13 protein-coding genes are annotated in these 16,357 nt (G+C 63.5%); 7 read left to right on the top strand and 6 right to left on the bottom strand.

All coding sequences use genetic code 11. From position 1 onward, the window contains the following. Positions 1–45: 45 nt before the first annotated feature. Both SAJA_RS05005 and SAJA_RS05000 read right to left on the bottom strand, forming a co-directional pair. Positions 46–1,509: an alanine/glycine:cation symporter family protein gene (locus SAJA_RS05005; RefSeq protein WP_123657570.1), complete on the bottom strand. Its 1,464-nt coding sequence runs from the start codon at positions 1,507–1,509 to the stop codon at positions 46–48. 133 nt (positions 1,510–1,642) lie between these two features. Beyond that, on the bottom strand, positions 1,643–3,772 hold the full coding sequence (locus SAJA_RS05000; protein ID WP_184999753.1) for a TRAP transporter large permease subunit: 2,130 nt from the start codon (positions 3,770–3,772) through the stop codon (positions 1,643–1,645). Between the two features lie 303 nt (positions 3,773–4,075). On the opposite strand from SAJA_RS05000, the gene SAJA_RS04995 reads away from it, so the two are divergent. From SAJA_RS04995 to SAJA_RS04985, 3 genes are read left to right on the top strand one after another with little or no spacing between them, the layout of a single operon-like run. After that, entirely contained in the window at positions 4,076–5,308 is a 1,233-nt protein-coding gene (locus SAJA_RS04995; RefSeq protein WP_123657568.1) for a BaiN/RdsA family NAD(P)/FAD-dependent oxidoreductase, read from the top strand. 30 nt (positions 5,309–5,338) lie between these two features. After that, a complete protein-coding gene (locus tag SAJA_RS04990) occupies positions 5,339–5,551 on the top strand; it encodes a hypothetical protein (RefSeq protein WP_123657567.1) in 213 nt (70 codons plus the stop codon). A 49-nt stretch (positions 5,552–5,600) separates the two neighbouring features. Continuing rightward, positions 5,601–6,941 carry a lytic murein transglycosylase gene (locus tag SAJA_RS04985; protein WP_123657566.1) on the top strand — a complete coding sequence of 447 codons (1,341 nt, stop codon included), beginning with the start codon at positions 5,601–5,603 and terminating at the stop codon, positions 6,939–6,941. A gap of 296 nt (positions 6,942–7,237) precedes the next feature. On the opposite strand, the gene SAJA_RS04980 is transcribed toward SAJA_RS04985, so the two are convergent. Next, a complete protein-coding gene (locus SAJA_RS04980; RefSeq protein ID WP_123657565.1) occupies positions 7,238–8,221 on the bottom strand; it encodes an aldo/keto reductase in 984 nt (327 codons plus the stop codon). Between the two features lie 119 nt (positions 8,222–8,340). Here SAJA_RS04980 and SAJA_RS04975 point away from each other — a divergent pair, with 119 nt between their 5' ends. After that, positions 8,341–8,922 (top strand): exopolysaccharide biosynthesis protein, encoded by a 582-nt coding sequence (locus SAJA_RS04975; protein ID WP_184999752.1) that lies wholly within the window; start codon positions 8,341–8,343, stop codon positions 8,920–8,922. 1 nt (position 8,923) lies between these two features. On the opposite strand, the gene nei is transcribed toward SAJA_RS04975, so the two are convergent. Then, entirely contained in the window at positions 8,924–9,760 is an 837-nt protein-coding gene (gene nei, locus SAJA_RS04970; protein WP_123657563.1) for an endonuclease VIII, read from the bottom strand. Between the two features lie 40 nt (positions 9,761–9,800). After that, positions 9,801–11,003 carry a sodium/glutamate symporter gene (gene gltS, locus SAJA_RS04965; RefSeq protein ID WP_123657674.1) on the bottom strand — a complete coding sequence of 401 codons (1,203 nt, stop codon included), beginning with the start codon at positions 11,001–11,003 and terminating at the stop codon, positions 9,801–9,803. A 108-nt stretch (positions 11,004–11,111) separates the two neighbouring features. Between gltS and SAJA_RS04960 the strand changes: the two genes are divergently transcribed. Then, positions 11,112–11,768 carry a YceI family protein gene (locus SAJA_RS04960; protein WP_123657562.1) on the top strand — a complete coding sequence of 219 codons (657 nt, stop codon included), beginning with the start codon at positions 11,112–11,114 and terminating at the stop codon, positions 11,766–11,768. Positions 11,769–11,890: 122 nt separating this feature from the next. Here SAJA_RS04960 and SAJA_RS04955 read toward each other — a convergent pair whose 3' ends face one another. Further along, positions 11,891–13,783, bottom strand: a complete 1,893-nt coding sequence (locus SAJA_RS04955) for an ATP-binding cassette domain-containing protein (protein ID WP_123657561.1) — start codon at positions 13,781–13,783, stop codon at positions 11,891–11,893. Between the two features lie 96 nt (positions 13,784–13,879). On the opposite strand from SAJA_RS04955, the gene SAJA_RS04950 reads away from it, so the two are divergent. Continuing rightward, on the top strand, positions 13,880–15,241 hold the full coding sequence (locus SAJA_RS04950; RefSeq protein WP_123657560.1) for a DNA recombination protein RmuC: 1,362 nt from the start codon (positions 13,880–13,882) through the stop codon (positions 15,239–15,241). Next, positions 15,238–16,341, top strand: a complete 1,104-nt coding sequence (gene moeB / locus SAJA_RS04945) for a molybdopterin-synthase adenylyltransferase MoeB (protein ID WP_123657559.1) — start codon at positions 15,238–15,240, stop codon at positions 16,339–16,341. The genes SAJA_RS04950 and moeB overlap by 4 nt, the downstream gene beginning before the upstream one ends. Positions 16,342–16,357: the final 16 nt, after the last annotated feature.

Below are 16,357 nucleotides of genomic sequence, written 5' to 3'. Positions count from 1 at the left end.
CCTCGATAGCAAACACGATAAACGCAATATCATTACGCCGACCGGTCAGTCCCAGATGCCGGGCTCGACCTGCTCGGGGTGTTTCAACACGCGTTTGTTGAACACCGGGCGCAGCGTGCCCCCAGCGCGTTGACGTTCATAGTCGCGCAGCACCCGCAGCGCGATCGGGAACAACAACAGAATAGCCACCAGGTTGGTCGTGGCCATCAGGCCCATCGCCAGATCGGCGAAATGCCAGACGAAATCCAGGCTGGCCACCGAGCCGATCGCCACCATCGCCAGAATGAAAGGCCGGAGGATCGCTATCGCCCGGCGGCCGTTCTTTTTAAACAGATACTCGACGTTGATCTCGGTATAAGCAAAGTTCGCCAGAATCGAGCTATAGGCAAAGAACAGGATCGCCACGCCAATGAAATACTGACCGAACAGCCCCAGATGATCGAACATCGCATCCTGGGTCAGCTTGATGCCCTGGAGCGAGGCGCCCTGGGCGTGGGCGTCAAGCATCTGGTCGTACACGCCGGACAACAGGATGACCACGGCCGTACACGTACAAATGACCAACGTATCGATGACCACGCCAAAAGCCTGAACCAGGCCCTGAGTGGCCGGGTGCTTGACCTCGGCCGTGGCGGCGGCGTTGGGCGTCGAGCCCATGCCGGCCTCGTTGGAGAACAGCCCGCGCTGCACGCCGTTGCGCAGGGCAGCCGACACGGCATAGCCGGCCGCGCCGCCGGCCACCGGGCCGTAACCGAAGGCGGATTTCACGATCAGGGCCAGCATGGCTGGCACCTCCGAGGCGTTGGCCAGCATGATCCACAGGGCCACCAGCAGATAGCCGACCGCCATGACCGGCACGATCAGCTCGGCCGTGCGAGCGATCGATTTCAGCCCGCCATAGACCACCAAGCCGGCCAGAACGACCAGCCCGATGGCCGTGGCCCAGTTGGGAATACCGTAACCGCCGTTTAGCCCCTGGGCGATGGTGTTGGCCTGGGCGCCGCAGAAGGCAAAGCCGTAGGCGATGATCAGAAACACCGCGAATATGATGCTCATCCAGCGTGCACCCAGTGCCCGCTCGATGTAATAGGCCGGCCCACCGCGATAGATCCCGTCGCCGTGCTGGACTTTATAGACTTGACCCAGCGTGCACTCGATGAAGGTCGTGGTGATGCCCACGAGCGCTGTCATCCACATCCAGAAGATGGCACCCGGCCCGCCCACGAACAGCGCCAGCGCCACGCCGGCCAGGTTGCCCGTGCCGATACGAGCAGCCAGCGAGGTCGCCAGCGCCTGGAAAGAGCTCACGCCCTTGCCGGTCTCGCCGACCTTGGCGACAACCAGTCGGGCCATGTGGCCGAACAGTCGAAACTGCAGCAAACGCGTGGCCACGGTGAAGACCAGGCCCGCGCCGAGGAGCAGATAAGTGAGAATATAGCCCCAGACGAAATTGGTCACCGGATTGATGACCGCGTATATGGCCTGTTCGAGCGTTTCTAGCCACGCCATCGATTCGTGTACTCCCTTGATCGCCCCGCCCAAGCCATGCGTGTGGCCCGGCCTTGTGGCCAACAGCTTACATGCTTGGCGCCGGCTACGCCCGGCAAGCGGGTGTACCCGGCCGGGCGGCATGGTGCATGCGTCAGAACACGTGCATGAACACCAGCGGTGCAAAAGCCACCAGCAACAGCGATGTGCCCATCACGGTGATCGGCAGCAGCAGAGCCTCGTGACGGCGCCAGAAGCTGGGGTCGTTCTTGACCTCTTCGCGCGCTTTTTCGAACTCGGCCTCGCCGACCACCTGTCTCGTCAGCAGCTGGTTGAGCGCGACCGGGGGTGAGAGATAGCCCAGCTCGAATGCCACCAGCACCATCATCCAGAAGTGCACCGGGTTGACGTTGTTGTGATAGGCCACCGGCGCGATCGTGGCACTGACCAGGATAATCGCCCCGTAGGGATCCATGATCATGCCGATGATCACGAGCATGACCGTGAGTGCGGCCACGGTCACCCAGATACTGCCCAGCTCACTGGGGAACAGATCCATCACGCCGGAGCGCTCCATCACACCGCCGAAGATGATTGAGCCGACCATCAACATCAGCAGTGCACCGATGAGCGTAGCGGTTTCGGCGGTCGAGGCACGAAGCGCGTTGCCAAAGCCGGCCGGCTTGTAGTCCGGCGCCTCGGCCTGGCCGCGATCAGCGGCTTTGATCTCGGCCTCGTAGAGGCGATTGGCCCGCCATCGATCATAGACCAACAGCACCAGCAGCAGCAGCGGCAGAATCACCGGCGCGGAAAACTCGTTGAAGCTCTGACCGATCAGACGCGTGTAGATCAAGATAACCGCGATGGCCAGCAGCACATACGGAATGATCGGTACGGCCGCCCGCAACGTGTTGGGCAGGGCATCATCCGGCGTGGCCAGATGCGGGCGGGTCTTGCGCGTGAGATAGATGAACACACAGAACAGGGCCGCGGACAGCGCAAAGACATACAGCCCCCAGCCAAACAGCTGATCGGTGGTGACCTGTCGGTTGAGTGCCGCGATGATCACCACCATCAGACACGGATTGAGCACCACGCCCATGCTGCCCGACATGGCGGTCGAGGCGATCGCCAGCTGGCGATAAGTACCGGCAATACGCAGTTCCTGATAGATCACCGCGCCGATGGCCAGCACGAAGATGCCCGAGGCGCCGGTATAGGCCGTTGGCCAGGCCGAGGCCAGCACCACGATGATGACCACGAACTCGGGCCGCATCTCCCACGACCGGAACAGCCCGAAGAGAAGTTCGGCGATACGGGTGTGCTTGAGCATCATGCCCACCCATACGAACAGCCCGATGCCGGTATACAGATCGGCAAAGCGGATCATCTTCGTCAGCTGAACGACCGGCCCGGCCAGATAATTCTCGGAGAAGAAGAAATAGCCCAGCGATATGAAGGCCAGGCCGCAGTACAGCGGCATGGCCAGCCCGGCCTTGGCCGGCGAGTTGGGTTCGGTGTTGTCGGGTACGCGGATCAGCCGGTACAGACTGGCCGCGGCCAGCACGAGAAAGCCGATGAGCCAGATATAGTTAAGCGTGGTGTCGCCGCCCACGTCGATACGAATCCAGGCAATGGCACTGGCGGCCATGGCCACATGCACGATGAGCTGGGTGCCGGCCGAGACCCGATAATCGGTCGCGCTTTTGGGCGGGCGCAGCGAAATCTGTTCGTTCTTGATCAGCGCGATCATCCCGCCGAACATGATCAGCAGCACCAGGATATAAGGCTGCCAGGCCTGGCCGATGGCATTGAGTTTGCCGGCCGCAAGTTCGACGCTTCGAAACCCGCGCAGCGTAACCGTGCCTGTCTGCTCGTGGTTGTACTGATAGATCTCGAAGTTTTCCCGACACTGATCGCGCTGGCTGGCCAGTGATTGCCGAATGGCCTCGGGATCCGCCGGGCCGGTATCGAACAGGCTGTCGGCATCGGCTTTCTGATTACTCATGCGCCGCTGGACTTCGGCATCGAGGTCCATGTTCGGGTCACACGAGGGCTGGCTCATGTCGAAGCGCAGCATGTTGTAGTCGTGCCAGATGCTGCCGCCCAGGCTGAGCAGCTGGCCGTGGATGAAGGCACTGGTGCCGAACGCGATCGCCAGCAGAAGGAGCGCGGCGACGGGCGCGGTGATCAGCCAGTCGCGCCAGGCCGGAAACGACACGGGTTTGTCGCCGGCGTGCGGATCCGAGGCCGAGGGCATGGCCGATTGGGTTTGATCAGTCATGTCGCCCCCCGGCATGCGTGGTGCACGGACACGCGGCCCGAGTGCGGGTCGGGGCACGGCCAACGGCCGGGCAGGGCGCTACCGGGTCATGCGGCATGCGCCGGCACGACGCGGCTGAGCGTCTTCGAGCGATTGATTCGTGCAAGGCCCTCTCCTCGTGATTGTGACGATTCCGCCGTCGCGGGAATCGGTAACGCATCGCGCCGGGCAACCGGTGAACGTGCGTTTTTTTAAAAATATATCTTTTAGCACGCACCGCGCCAAGCCCGAAGAACGCACCGTGCTGCATGAGACAATACAGAGATGAGCGAACGCGTTTATAAACCACACGACCCGGCGGCTCAGGTCGACGATGTCATCGTGCTGGGTGGCGGGGCGGCCGGCCTGATGTGTGCGGCCATCGCAGGTGCCCGCGGGCGCCGCGTGCGGGTGCTTGAAAAGACCCGGCGCTGTGGCAAGAAGATCCTCATGTCCGGGGGCGGGCGCTGTAACTTCACCAATCTGTATTGTTCGCCGGACAATTTCCTCTCGGCCAATCCGCACTATTGCAAGTCGGCCCTGTCGCGCTATACGCCGGCCGATTTCATCGCGCTGGTCGAGGCCCATGGCATCGCCTATCACGAAAAAGAGCGAGGCCAGCTGTTCTGCGACCACAGCGCCAAGGCCATCGTGGCGATGCTGTTAGACGAGTGTGCGGCCGTCGGGGCGGCCATTGATAACGAGATCGTTATCGAGCGCGTCGCGCGGGACCCCGAACACGGTTTCGTCGTGCACACCGCCCAGGGCGAGTATCGGGCGGCCTCGGTGGTCGTGGCGACCGGGGGGCTGCCGATCCCGAAGATGGGCGCATCCGATTTTGGCCTGTCGGTCGCACGGGCCTTTGATCTGCCGATTCGCGACACGCGGGCAGCCCTTGTGCCGTTCACGCTGGGCGGCGCAGCCCAGGCGGCTTACAAGGACCTGTCCGGGCTGGCCGCCACGGTCGAGGCACGTTGTAACGAGGCCGTCTTCGATGCCGGCCTGTTGTTCACCCATCGCGGCCTGTCCGGGCCGGCCATGCTGCAGGTCTCGTCGTATTGGCAGGCCGGCCAGACCGTGACCGTCGACTGGCTGCCCGATGACGATATCGAGGCCTGGCTGGCCGCGCGTGCCGGCGAGCGGCCGAACGCGCGCCTGTCGTCCGTGCTTGCCGAGCGTTTGCCCAAGCGCCTGGCACAGCGCCTCTGCGCCGAAATCAGCACTGATCACCCGATCAGCGATTGCCGCATGAAGCAGCTCGACGACCGGGCACGCGCGCAGTGGGCCGGCGCCCTCGCGCAGTGGCCGGTCACCCCGGAAGGCACCGAGGGTTACAAGACCGCCGAAGTCATGCTCGGCGGGGTGGATACCAAGGCCCTGGATTCAGCCACCATGGCCGCGCGTGACGTGCCGGGGCTGTATTTCATCGGCGAGGTCGTGGATGTCACCGGGCATCTCGGCGGGCACAATTTTCAATGGGCCTGGGCCTCCGGTCACGCGGCAGGTACAGTCGCCTGACACTTTGGTCGATTCGATGAGGCCGGCGTCATGCGTGTCCTTGTTTTGTTATGTGCCCTGGGTTTGATGATCGCTCTCGCCGGCTGTAGTGGCGCGCGTAGCACCGCCGGCTCGGTACCGGCTGCCGCAGCTGCGGGGTCCGGCGGGTATGACAGCCAGCGGCGCGCGGCCGACGACACCGCAGGCGATGAGGCATCGACCGACGACAAGCGCACCGGCACGCCAGAACAGGGCGACCCGTAAACGCGTGATGTCGTAGGCTGGACGGCAATCCTCTTTTCGCCGGCGCCTCATGTCGTACCGTCTGTCGTTACTCGTTGTTCCTGCCAGCCTGTGGCTGGCCGCCTGTGCTACCGACGGTGCCGCGGCCGGGCAGTCGCCCGCCGCCAATACCGGCACGGCCAGTCCCACGGACGTGCCGGCTGCCTCGTCGGCCTCGGGTGAAAACCAGGCCGAGCCCGCCCAGCCCGCACCACGCGAGTCCACGCCGAACAGCACGCGTGACGTGCCCGGTTTCAATCGCTGGCTGGCCGATTTCCGGCGCGAGGCCGCCGCCCGCGGGGTGGCTGCCGGCACGCTGGCCAACGCTTTTGATAATGCTGAACTCATCCCGCGCGTGATCGAGCTGGACAACCGCCAGCCGGAGTTCAATCGGGCGATCTGGGATTATCTGGATACGGCGGTCTCGCAGACCCGCGTCACCCATGGGCGCGAGAAATATGCCGCCCACCAGGACATAGCAGCAACCACCCGCGACCGCTACGGCGTGCCGGGCACGATCATCACGGCCATCTGGGGCATGGAGTCCAATTACGGGGCCAACTACGGCAACTATGAAACGCTCGATGCCCTGGCCACGCTGGGCTACGACGGGCGTCGCGAGTCGTTTGCCAAGGAGCAGCTCTATGCCGCGCTCAAGATCCTGGCCAACGGTGATATCCCGCGTGAGCGCATGAAGGGCTCCTGGGCCGGAGCCATGGGCAATACCCAGTTCATTCCCACCAGTTTCGTGGCTTACGCGGTGGACGCCGACGGCGATGGCCGGCGCGATATCTGGGACAGCATCCCGGACACGATGGCTTCAACCGCGAATTATCTGGCCAGGAACGGTTGGCGCACGGGCGAAACCTGGGGCCGCGAGGTGCGTCTGCCGGCCGGATTTGATTACGCCGTGGCCAACGGCAAGACCGAGAAAACCAGCGCCCAGTGGCAGGCGATGGGCGTTAGCGCAATTGACGAGCGCGGCCTGCCATCGCTGCGTGATGCCGGCATCATCGCCCCGGCCGGCGCCTCGGGCCCGGCGTTCATGACCGGGCACAACTTCCGCAGGATCCTGCGCTATAACAACGCCGTGAGTTATGCCCTGGGCGTAGCCCTTCTGTCCGATCGCATCGCCGGCGAGCCCGGCGTACAGGCCGGCTGGCCGCGCGACCAGGCCACGCTGTCCAATGCCGACACCCGTGCCCTGCAACGCGATCTCAATCGCCTGGGCTACGGCGCCGGCACGCCCGACGGCATCCTGGGGCCCAACACCAACAACGCTGTCCGCGCCTTCCAACGCGATCACGGTCTGGCTGCGGACGGCTTTGTGACTCAGGATCTGGCGGCTCGGGTGTCTTCTGCCTTGAACTGATTTTTTATCCGCAGATGGCCGCAGATTACGCAGATGGATTGGGCGCCCGCAGGTGGTTTGCGGCTTAATGCGCCTCCCATGGGCGTTCTGGTTCCGGGCGTGATTTGAAGACGGATCAATGAGCAAAAAAATGGCGCCAGCTTCGTGGCGCCATTTTCATTTCAGGTCTTTCTCTAATCCATCGTCCAGGCAACGCGAACCGCGAACCGCGAACCGCTCATCCAGCCGTGTGACCGGCAGCCAGCGCCGAGCCTATATCCGCGTCTATCTGCGTCCATCGGCGGATAAAAAGAACCCTACTCGTGCCCGGCGATGCGATGCGGCACATAGGGCGCTTCGAGTTTCTCGCGCTCGTCGGCGCTCAGCTCGATATCGAGCGCGGCGATGGCATCGTCCAGGTGGCGGGTTTTCGAGGCGCCTACGATCGGGGCCGTGACGTGCGGATGTCCAGCCACCCAGGCCAGAGCCACCTGGGCCATGGACACGCCACGCGCCTCGGCGACTTCGCGTACGGCGGCGATGACCTTTTCGTCCGACTCGGCCGCACCGAGCTGCCATTTCTCGGTGTTGTTGTCAGTCTGGCTGCGCTTGGACTCGCCGTCGGCGCCTTGTTTCTTGCCGGCCAGCACGCCGCGGGCCAACGGGCTCCAGGGGATCACGCCCACGCCCTGATCGGCACAGAGCGGCAGCATTTCGCGTTCTTCCTCGCGATACACGAGATTGACCATCGGCTGCATGGTCACGAACTTCGTCCAGCCGTTGCGCTCGGCGACTTCCTGGCACTTGGCGAACTGCCAGGCATACATGGATGAAGCACCGATATAACGGGCCTTGCCGGCTTTGACCACGTCGTGCAGCGCTTCCATGAACTCTTCGACCGGCGTGTCGTAATCAAAGCGATGGATCTGATATAGATCGACGTGATCGGTGCCCAGGCGGGTGAGCGAGGCATCGATGGCGTGCATGATGTGTTTGCGTGAAAGCCCGCGATTATTGGGGCCGTCGCCCATCGGGTTATAGACCTTGCTGGCCAGCACAAAGTCCTCGCGGTCGGCGTAATCCAGCAGCGCCTTGCCCACCACCCGCTCGGATTCGCCCAGCGAGTACATGTCGGCCGTGTCGAAGAAATTGATGCCGGCATCCAGCGCTTTCTTGATGAAGGGCCGGCTGGCGTTTTCATCCAGCACCCACTCGCGCCATTCGGGCGTGCCGTAGGTCATGGTGCCCAGGCATAGCGGTGAAACCTTCATGCCGGTGGTGCCGAGTCGTTTGTATTGCATAACGTCTTCTCGTTAAAAGATTGTGCACTACATTAATTTCTGCCCCTTCGGACCACAAGCGCCCGGGATGCTTCAGGTATGCTGCGAGCCTGATTGCGCCCCATCAAAAGGCAGCCTGCGTGTCCGAGCGTATTACCCTGACCGACCTGCTCGAAGACCTGGAAAATGCAGGCCAGGGCAACGAACTCTCGATCGCCGAGGTGCTGGAGACGATCGGCGAGCGTGGCTATGCCCCGATCACGTTGATTCTTTCGATCCTGGCGGCATTGCCGACAGGGGCCGTGCCGGGCATCCCCACGGTATGCGGCATATCGATTGCGTTGATCTCGATCCAGATGGTCTTTGGCAAACGCTATCCCTGGCTGCCGGACAAACTCAAGCGCATGTCGATTCAACGCCAGCGCTATTCCAGGGTGGCCGACAAGATCAAGCCCTGGACCCAGCGCCTGGACCGGCTGGTCAAGCCGCGGCTGGAAACGCTCGTGGGCCCGGTGGCCATTCGGCTGATCGGGTTGTTCTTCGTGGCGCTGGCAGCCTGTATGCCGCCGCTGGAGATCCTGCCTTTTGCAGCCGCCGCCCCGGCCGGTGCGATCGCCTTCATCAGCCTGGGCCTGGCCGGACGCGACGGGCTATGGGTGATCCTGGGCTTCATACCGGCTGGCGTTGGTGCCTGGCTGATCTTTACCATGCTGCCCGGCTGACTCACGCCGGCTGGCAGGTCGGGCAGTAATACAGCCGCCGGCTGGCGACATCGATCTTCTCGATGGGCGTAGCGCATTCATAGCAGGCCTTGCCGGCGCGGGCGAAGACCATATGCCGACGCGCGCCGTGGCGCATGCCTTGTTTTTTAAGGGCTGCGACGCGCTCGGGCGTATTGGTTACGCCTTTCAGCTCATAGGCCCGCCAAATCAGCGTCACCACGGCATCGGCCAGTCTGTCCTGCTGGGTGTCGCTCAGATCGGCCGGGCGTGTTTTCGCGGCGATGCCGGCCACGAACAGGATCTCCGAGCGCAGATAATTGCCGATACCGGCGATAAAGCCCTGATTGAGCAGCAGCCCGCCCAGGCCGCGCTTGGCGAACGTCGTTTCGGCGATACGTGCCCTGATATCGGCCCGTGTCAGATCTTCGTTGAGCGGATCGGGCCCGAGCTTGTCGATATAACCAATGCGGGCCAGATCATCCGGGCGCACCAGGCGAATATCCGAGGCGCTATAGAGCCGTGCAGTCTTATCTTTCGTGAAGATTGCAAACCGCAGCTGGCGTCTGGTCTTGGGCTCGGTACCGGCTTTCGTGATTCGCCATTTGCCGTAGAGCTGGTTGTGGCTATAGACACACCAGGGCCCGTCGTCGCCGCGGGCGGCGAAATAGATCAGTACCGCCTTGCCGCGGGCCGATACGCCGGTCACGCGCCGCCCGGCCAGCGCGGCTTCAAAGCCCTTGAAGCGCTCGAAGGCAAAGAACACGCGTTGTGCATCGCGGTTGGCAACGGCCTTGGCGATATCGTCGACCATGCGACGTATTTCTGGACCTTCGGGCATCGAATAGCGTCTCGTTGAACCAGCCGCTTACTACGGGGCGTCAGAAGAAAGCAATGAAGCCCTTGATGATGAAGGCATTGGCGATATCGATCAGAAACCCGCCCACCACCGGCACGATGATGAACGCCAGGCGCGAGGGCCCATGCTGGTCGGTCACCGCCTGCATGTTGGCGATCGCCGTGGGCGTGGCCCCCATGCCGAAGCCACAGTTGCCGGCCACCAGCACCGCCGCGTCGTAATTGGAACCCATCAGGCGATACGTGATCTGGGTGGTATAGACGAAGACCAGAACAAGCTGGGCCACGAGAATCACCAGAATCGGCCCCGCCAGGCCGGCCAGCTCCCAGAGCTTGAGCGACATCAGCGCCAGTGCCAGAAAGATCGACAACGACAGATTGCCGATCTCGGCCACACTCGGCCCGTGCGGCGTATACAGCCCGGTCATGCGTGACACGTTGCCGATCACGATCGTCGTGAACAGCACCCAGACAAAGGTCGGCAAATAAAACACCGTGCCCTCGGACACCCCCGTCAGCCAGTGGCCCAGGGCGATGCCGACCAGCAGGATCGCCAGTGCCGGCAGAATATTGGCATGGGTCACGTTCTGGGTGGTGCCGCTGTTACCGGCGGCTACTGCCTCGGCATCGGTTTCCGGCGCGCTTGTTTCGATGGGCTCGCCACGGGCCTTCATGCGGCGAATCAGAAAATGCGCGGCCGGCCCGCCGATCAACGAGCCGAACACCAGCCCGAATGTGGCACAGGCCATGGCCAACTCGAAGGCGTTATCGATCCCGTAGCGCTCACCGAAGACACCGGCCCAGGCTGCACCTGTGCCGTGCCCGCCGGACATGGTGATCGAGCCGCCGAGCAGCCCCAGTAACGGGTCCAGGCCGAAGGCGCTGGCTATGCCCACGCCCACGATGTCCTGCAGGATGAGCAGAACCACCACCAGGGCAAAGAACACCACCAGTGCCCGCCCGCCGGCACGGATCAGCTTGATATCCGCGGCCAGGCCGATCGTGCCGAAGAACAACAGCATGAACGGCTCTTGTAGCCCGCCGTAAAACGACAGCTCAATGCCCAGTGCGCGGAGCAACGTGACGATGATTGTGGCGATCAGCCCGCCGACCACCGGCACCGGTATATTGAAGGTTCGCAGAAACCCGATGCGTCTGACGGCCTGTTGGCCAACGACAAGCACGGCCACCGCCGCAAGCAGAGTGAGAATCGGGTTGAAGACCATGCGAGGGGCATCCGGCAAAAATACGAAACGGGCGAGCCAATAACGCCGCCCGTCAGACATGCTACGGTCGGATGCATCAACTCGCTACAAAGACCATCGGAGTCTTGAATGAGAACCACGCAACTGATCGCCACCGCGGCACTCACCGGTCTGTTCGCTGCCCCCGCGCTGGCGGCGACCGCTGATCTGAAAACCGGCACCTATGATATCGACCCCGGGCACAGCTATGCCTATTTTTCGGTCGAGCACATGGGCCTGTCGACACTGCAGGGCCGGATTCATATCGAAGACGACAGCACCATCCAAATTGCCGAGGACCGCGATCAGAGCCAGGTCAACGTCATGCTCGACCCGGCCAGCGTGAATACCGGCCACGACCTGCGCGACAAGCACCTGCGTGAAAACGACGGCTTCTTCGAGGTCAAGAAATACCCCGAGATGTCGTTCAAATCGACCTCGATCTCCTTCGATGACGACGACGAGGCCAAGGTTGTCGGCGATCTGACGCTCCACGGCCAGACCCACGAAGTCACGCTGGACGTCGAAGATATCAACTGTCGTGTCAACCCGATGGAAAAAACCAACTATACCTGTGGCTTTTCCGCCGAGACCGAGATCGATCGCACCGACTACGGCATGGATGCCTACAGCGAGCTCGTCGGCACCCAGATCGCGATCGGCCTGGAAGTCGAAGCTAACATGCCCATGGCTGAGGCCGAAAGCGACAACGATAGTGATAGCGACGACGATAACGATGACAGCTAGTTAGCGGCTGCCAAGGCCTGTTGTCATTAGACAGGCCGAATAGAAAAAGCCGGCTTGCGAGCCGGCTTTTTCTTGGGCTGAAGACTCTGGCCACGCATTGGTGAACAGGGCAACGTAGAACGTCAGCCCTGCTTTGCTTCCAACACTTCCCAGCGCTCGAACGCAGCTTCAAGCGCCTGTTCGGCCTGTGTATGCGCCGCGGTCGTTTTTTTCACCGTCGCCGGGTCTTGATCGTAGAACCCAGGCGCGCCGATCGTGGCTTCGTGTTCGGCGATCTCTTTTTCCAACTTATCGATCGTGCGGGGCAGATCGCGTAGTTCCTTGCGCTCGGCGGTGGTGAGCGTGGCCGCCGGCTTGGCGGGCGCGGGTTTGGCGGCCGGTGTGTTCTTCTTTGCCGCGGGCTTGCCCGACGTGCCGGGGGGCGACGCGGCGGGGCGCTGGCGTAGGTAATCGGAGTAGCCGCCGACGTAGTCGCCCACGCGGCCATCGCCTTCCATGACCAGTGAGCTGGTGACGACGTTATCGAGAAAAGCACGGTCATGCGAGACAAGCAGCAGGGTGCCTTCGAAGTTGATCAGGCGTTCTTCGAGCAGCTCTAGCGTTTCCACGTCGAGATCGTTCGTGGGCTCGTCCATGACGAGCAAGTTAGCCGGGCGGGTGAACAGTTTAGCCAGCAGCAGGCGGTTACGCTCGCCGCCCGAGAGCACGTGCGTGGGGCTACGAGCGCGCTTGGGCGAGAACAGGAAATCGCCCAGGTAGCTCATGATATGGCGATCCTGGCCGTTGATGGTGATCGACGAGCGCCCGCCGGCTACGTTGTCCAGCACGCTGATGTTGTCGTCGAGTGCGGCCCGGTGCTGGTCGAAGTGGGCGATATCCAGATTGGTGCCAAGCTGGACCGTGCCGGAATCGGCCTCGAGCTGGCCCAGCAGCAGACGGATGAGCGTGGTCTTGCCGGCCCCGTTGGGCCCGATGATGCCGACCTTGTCACCGCGCTGGATGGTGGTGGTCAGATCGGTGACGATCGGCTTGTCGCCCCAGGCATAAGCCAGGTGCTCGGCCACGGCCACGTTCTTGCCGGAGCGTGCGGCGTCCTGAGTGACGATATTGGCTGTGCCGACGCGCTCGCGGCGCTCGGCCCGCTCGGCGCGCATGGCCTTGAGCGCGCGTACGCGGCCCTCGTTACGGGTGCGCCGGGCCTTGATGCCCTGGCGGATCCAGGTTTCTTCCTGGGCCAGGCGCTTGTCGAACAGGGCCTGGTTCTTTTCTTCGTCGGCCAGGGCTTTTTCCTTGCCGGACAGGTATTTGTCGTAGTCGCCCGGCCAGGAGGTGAGCTTGCCGCGATCCAGATCGAGGATGCGCGTGGCCAGATTGCGCAGAAACGCGCGGTCATGGGTGATGAACAGCAGGGCGCCGTTCCAGTTGATGAGCATTTCTTCCAGATACGCGATGGCCGCGATATCCAGATGGTTGGTGGGCTCATCGAGTAGCAACAGATCCGGGTCACAGACCAGCGCGCGGGCCAGCAGCACGCGCCGCTTCCAGCCGCCGGACAGGGCGTTGAAATCGGTATCCGGGTTCAGGCTCAGGCGCGACAGCGTGGCCTCGACGCGCTGGGCCAGCGTCCAGCCATCGTGTGCCTCGACTGCAGCCTGGGCGGCCGAGAACTCGTCCATGACGTCTTCGCCGGCCGACAGACGCGCGGTCATCTCGTGAAACCGCGCGACCGCCTCGCCGGCCTCGCCCAGGCCGGCCGCGGTGACCTGATAGACCGTGCCGTGGGTCGCGGCCGGTACCTCCTGTTCCAGGCGCGCGATACGCAGGCCGGGCTTGGATTCGCGCTTGACCTTGTCTGGCTCCACCTCGCCGGAGACGATCTTCATCAGCGTGGATTTGCCGGTGCCGTTACGCCCGACGAGTGCCACCCGTTCGCCGGCATCGATTGCCAGCTCGGCGTCGTCGAGTAATACCTCGACGCCGTAGGAAAGTCGCAGATCGCGCAGTTTGAGCAGCATATCGGGGCCGATGGGAAGCGTTATCGCGCGCATTGTACGTGGGTTGTCGCCTAAAATACGCCGCCACTGGAACCCATCGCCTTGGAGCCTGGCGTCATGTCACAAGCCGTGCTTTTTCTGATCTCGGGCCTGATCGCTGGCGGGCTGGCGGGCGCGCTGCTGGCCACCATGGTGCTGCGGGCGCGCGACGCCGGCACGACGGCGCGCATGCGTGTGCTCGAAGACGACCGTGACGCACAGCGAGCCGCCCTGGCCCAGGCGCACGAAACATTGGCCGCGGCCCGTAGCGAGAACGCGACATTGACCGAGCGTCTGGCCGCCGAGCAGCGCCATAGCGAGGAGAAACTCGCCGCGGTGCATGATGCCCGCGAGCAGATGACGCACCAGTTCAAGAGCCTGTCGCAAGAGATTCTGGACGAGAAAGCCAAGGCGTTTGATGCCGCCAACAAGGCGAGCCTCGCCCCGTTGATCGACCCGCTGCGTGAGCACATCGGGCGCTTTGAAAAACAGGTGCGTGAGGCCTACGACAACGAATCGCGCCAGCGCTCGGCCCTGGCCCAGCAGATCAAGACCCTGGAAGAATCCAACAAGGCCATCGCCGAGGATGCCACCAATCTGGCCAATGCCCTGCGCGGCGAGTCCAAGACCCAGGGCAACTGGGGCGAGATGATTCTGGAGACCGTGCTGGAACGCTCGGGCCTGGAGCAGCCGGCCCAGTACCAGACCCAGTTCGCGGCCACCACCGAGGAAGGCCGGCGCCAGCTGCCGGATGCGGTGGTCCATCTGCCCGAACAGCGCTCGCTGGTGATCGATTCCAAGGTATCGCTGACGGCGTATCTGCGGGTTCAGGAAGCCGCGGACGAGCCCGCCCGGCGTGCCGCGCTGGCCGATCATATCGCCTCGGTGCGCCGACACTTGAAGCAGCTCTCGGCCAAGAACTACCAAGGCATCGAGGCCATCCGCACGCTGGATTATGTCTTCATGTTCGTGCCTTCCGAGGCCGCCTACGTCGAGGCTCTGCGCGGGGATTTCGACTTGCAGCGTGAAGCCTTGGATCACAATATCGCGCTGGTCTCGCCGACCACGCTGATGCCCATGTTGCGCGCGGTAGAAAACCTCTGGCGGCTGGACAAGCAAGAGAAGAACGCCGAGGCCATCGCCGCCCGCGCGGGTACGCTCTATGACAAGTTCGTGGGCTTCATCGGTGATCTGGACAAGGTCTCGCGTAACCTGGATACCGTGAACAAGGCTTTTACAGATGCCCGCAACAAGCTCGCAGAAGGGCGGGGCAACCTGCTCTATCAGGCCCAGACGCTGCGGGCGATGGGCGCCAAGACCGGCAAGCCCATGCCCGCCGACTGGGCCGAGCGCGGCGAGCTGGGCGAAGACCGCGCACTGGCCAACGAACGCCGCGCCGACGCCGCGGCGGATACTGACTCCCACGAGAGTGATACATGACCGTATCGATCACTGACCGCTTGAATGCACTACGCGAGGCTATCCCGCCGGTAACACCGGCCGAGGCCCAGCGCTTGGCCAGCGCCGGCGCCTGGCTGGTAGATATCCGCGAGGCCGATGAGATAGCCCAGGGCACGCCGGTGGGCGCACGTCCGATGGGCCGCGGCTTTCTGGAAATGCGCCTGGAACAGGCCGGGGCCGCGGCTGACGATACCGTGCTTTTGCTCTGTGCCTCGGGCTCGCGCTCGCTGCTGGCGGCCGATCAGTTGGGCCAGCTGGGTTATCGGGATGTGCGTTCGGTGGCCGGCGGGTTCGATGCCTGGAAAGACGCTGGCCTCGCCTTTGACACACCGGCCATGCTGGATGCCGGCGACCGGGCGCGCTATGCCCGCCAGCTCACGCTGCCCGAAATCGGCGAAGCCGGCCAGACGAAGCTGCGCGATGCGCGGGTGCTACTGATCGGTGCCGGCGGGCTGGGCAGCCCGGCCGCGCTTTATCTGGCGGCGGCCGGGGTGGGGAAGATCACGATCGTGGATCACGACACGGTCGATCGTTCCAACCTGCATCGCCAGATCATCCATCGGGAGGCCACCATCGGCCAGCCCAAGGTGCGCTCGGCGATGGCCACACTTACCGGTCTGAACCCGGCCATCGAGATCGTGCCGATCGAGGCCCGTGTATCACCGGACAACGCAGGCGAGCTGGTCGCCGGCCAGGATCTGGTCATCGACGGCTCGGACAACTTCACCGCGCGCTATGCCATCAATGATGCCTGCGTGGCCCAACGCGTGGCACTCGTCTACGGCGCAGTCGAACGATTCTCTGGCCAGGTGGCCGTGTTTCCGGCCGGCGGGCAGCCTTGTTATCGCTGTCTGTTCGCCGAAGCGCCGCCGGCCGGCAGCGCACCGACCTGTGCCGAGGCCGGGGTGATCGGGGCTGTGCCCGGCCTGGTGGGCACGCTACAGGCGCTGGAGGCCATCAAGCTGCTGGTTGGCATGCAAGATACACTGACGGCTCGATTGCTGACGCTGGATGTACAACGCCAGCGCTGGCGCACGCTGAATCTAGAGCCCAACCCGCGTTGTGCGGTCTGCGGCTAGACGCATTGAACACGAG

Source organism: Salinisphaera japonica YTM-1 (genome assembly GCF_003788585.1).
Taxonomy (GTDB): domain Bacteria; phylum Pseudomonadota; class Gammaproteobacteria; order Nevskiales; family Salinisphaeraceae; genus Salinisphaera; species Salinisphaera japonica.
Note: the sequence above shows the minus strand (reverse complement) of the source record. Positions and strands in the feature narration are given on the sequence as shown.

Coding starts and splice junctions, on each gene's coding strand:
- moeB (WP_123657559.1), top strand. CDS start 15,238: ATGACCGTATCGATCACTGACCGCTTGAATGCACTACGCGAGGCTATC.
- SAJA_RS04990 (WP_123657567.1), top strand. CDS start 5,339: ATGCGTGTCCTTGTTTTGTTATGTGCCCTGGGTTTGATGATCGCTCTC.
- SAJA_RS05000 (WP_184999753.1), bottom strand. CDS start 3,772: ATGACTGATCAAACCCAATCGGCCATGCCCTCGGCCTCGGATCCGCAC.
- SAJA_RS04955 (WP_123657561.1), bottom strand. CDS start 13,783: ATGCTGCTCAAACTGCGCGATCTGCGACTTTCCTACGGCGTCGAGGTA.
- SAJA_RS04960 (WP_123657562.1), top strand. CDS start 11,112: ATGAGAACCACGCAACTGATCGCCACCGCGGCACTCACCGGTCTGTTC.
- SAJA_RS04985 (WP_123657566.1), top strand. CDS start 5,601: ATGTCGTACCGTCTGTCGTTACTCGTTGTTCCTGCCAGCCTGTGGCTG.
- SAJA_RS04950 (WP_123657560.1), top strand. CDS start 13,880: ATGTCACAAGCCGTGCTTTTTCTGATCTCGGGCCTGATCGCTGGCGGG.
- SAJA_RS04980 (WP_123657565.1), bottom strand. CDS start 8,221: ATGCAATACAAACGACTCGGCACCACCGGCATGAAGGTTTCACCGCTA.
- gltS (WP_123657674.1), bottom strand. CDS start 11,003: ATGGTCTTCAACCCGATTCTCACTCTGCTTGCGGCGGTGGCCGTGCTT.
- SAJA_RS04995 (WP_123657568.1), top strand. CDS start 4,076: ATGAGCGAACGCGTTTATAAACCACACGACCCGGCGGCTCAGGTCGAC.
- SAJA_RS05005 (WP_123657570.1), bottom strand. CDS start 1,509: ATGGCGTGGCTAGAAACGCTCGAACAGGCCATATACGCGGTCATCAAT.
- nei (WP_123657563.1), bottom strand. CDS start 9,760: ATGCCCGAAGGTCCAGAAATACGTCGCATGGTCGACGATATCGCCAAG.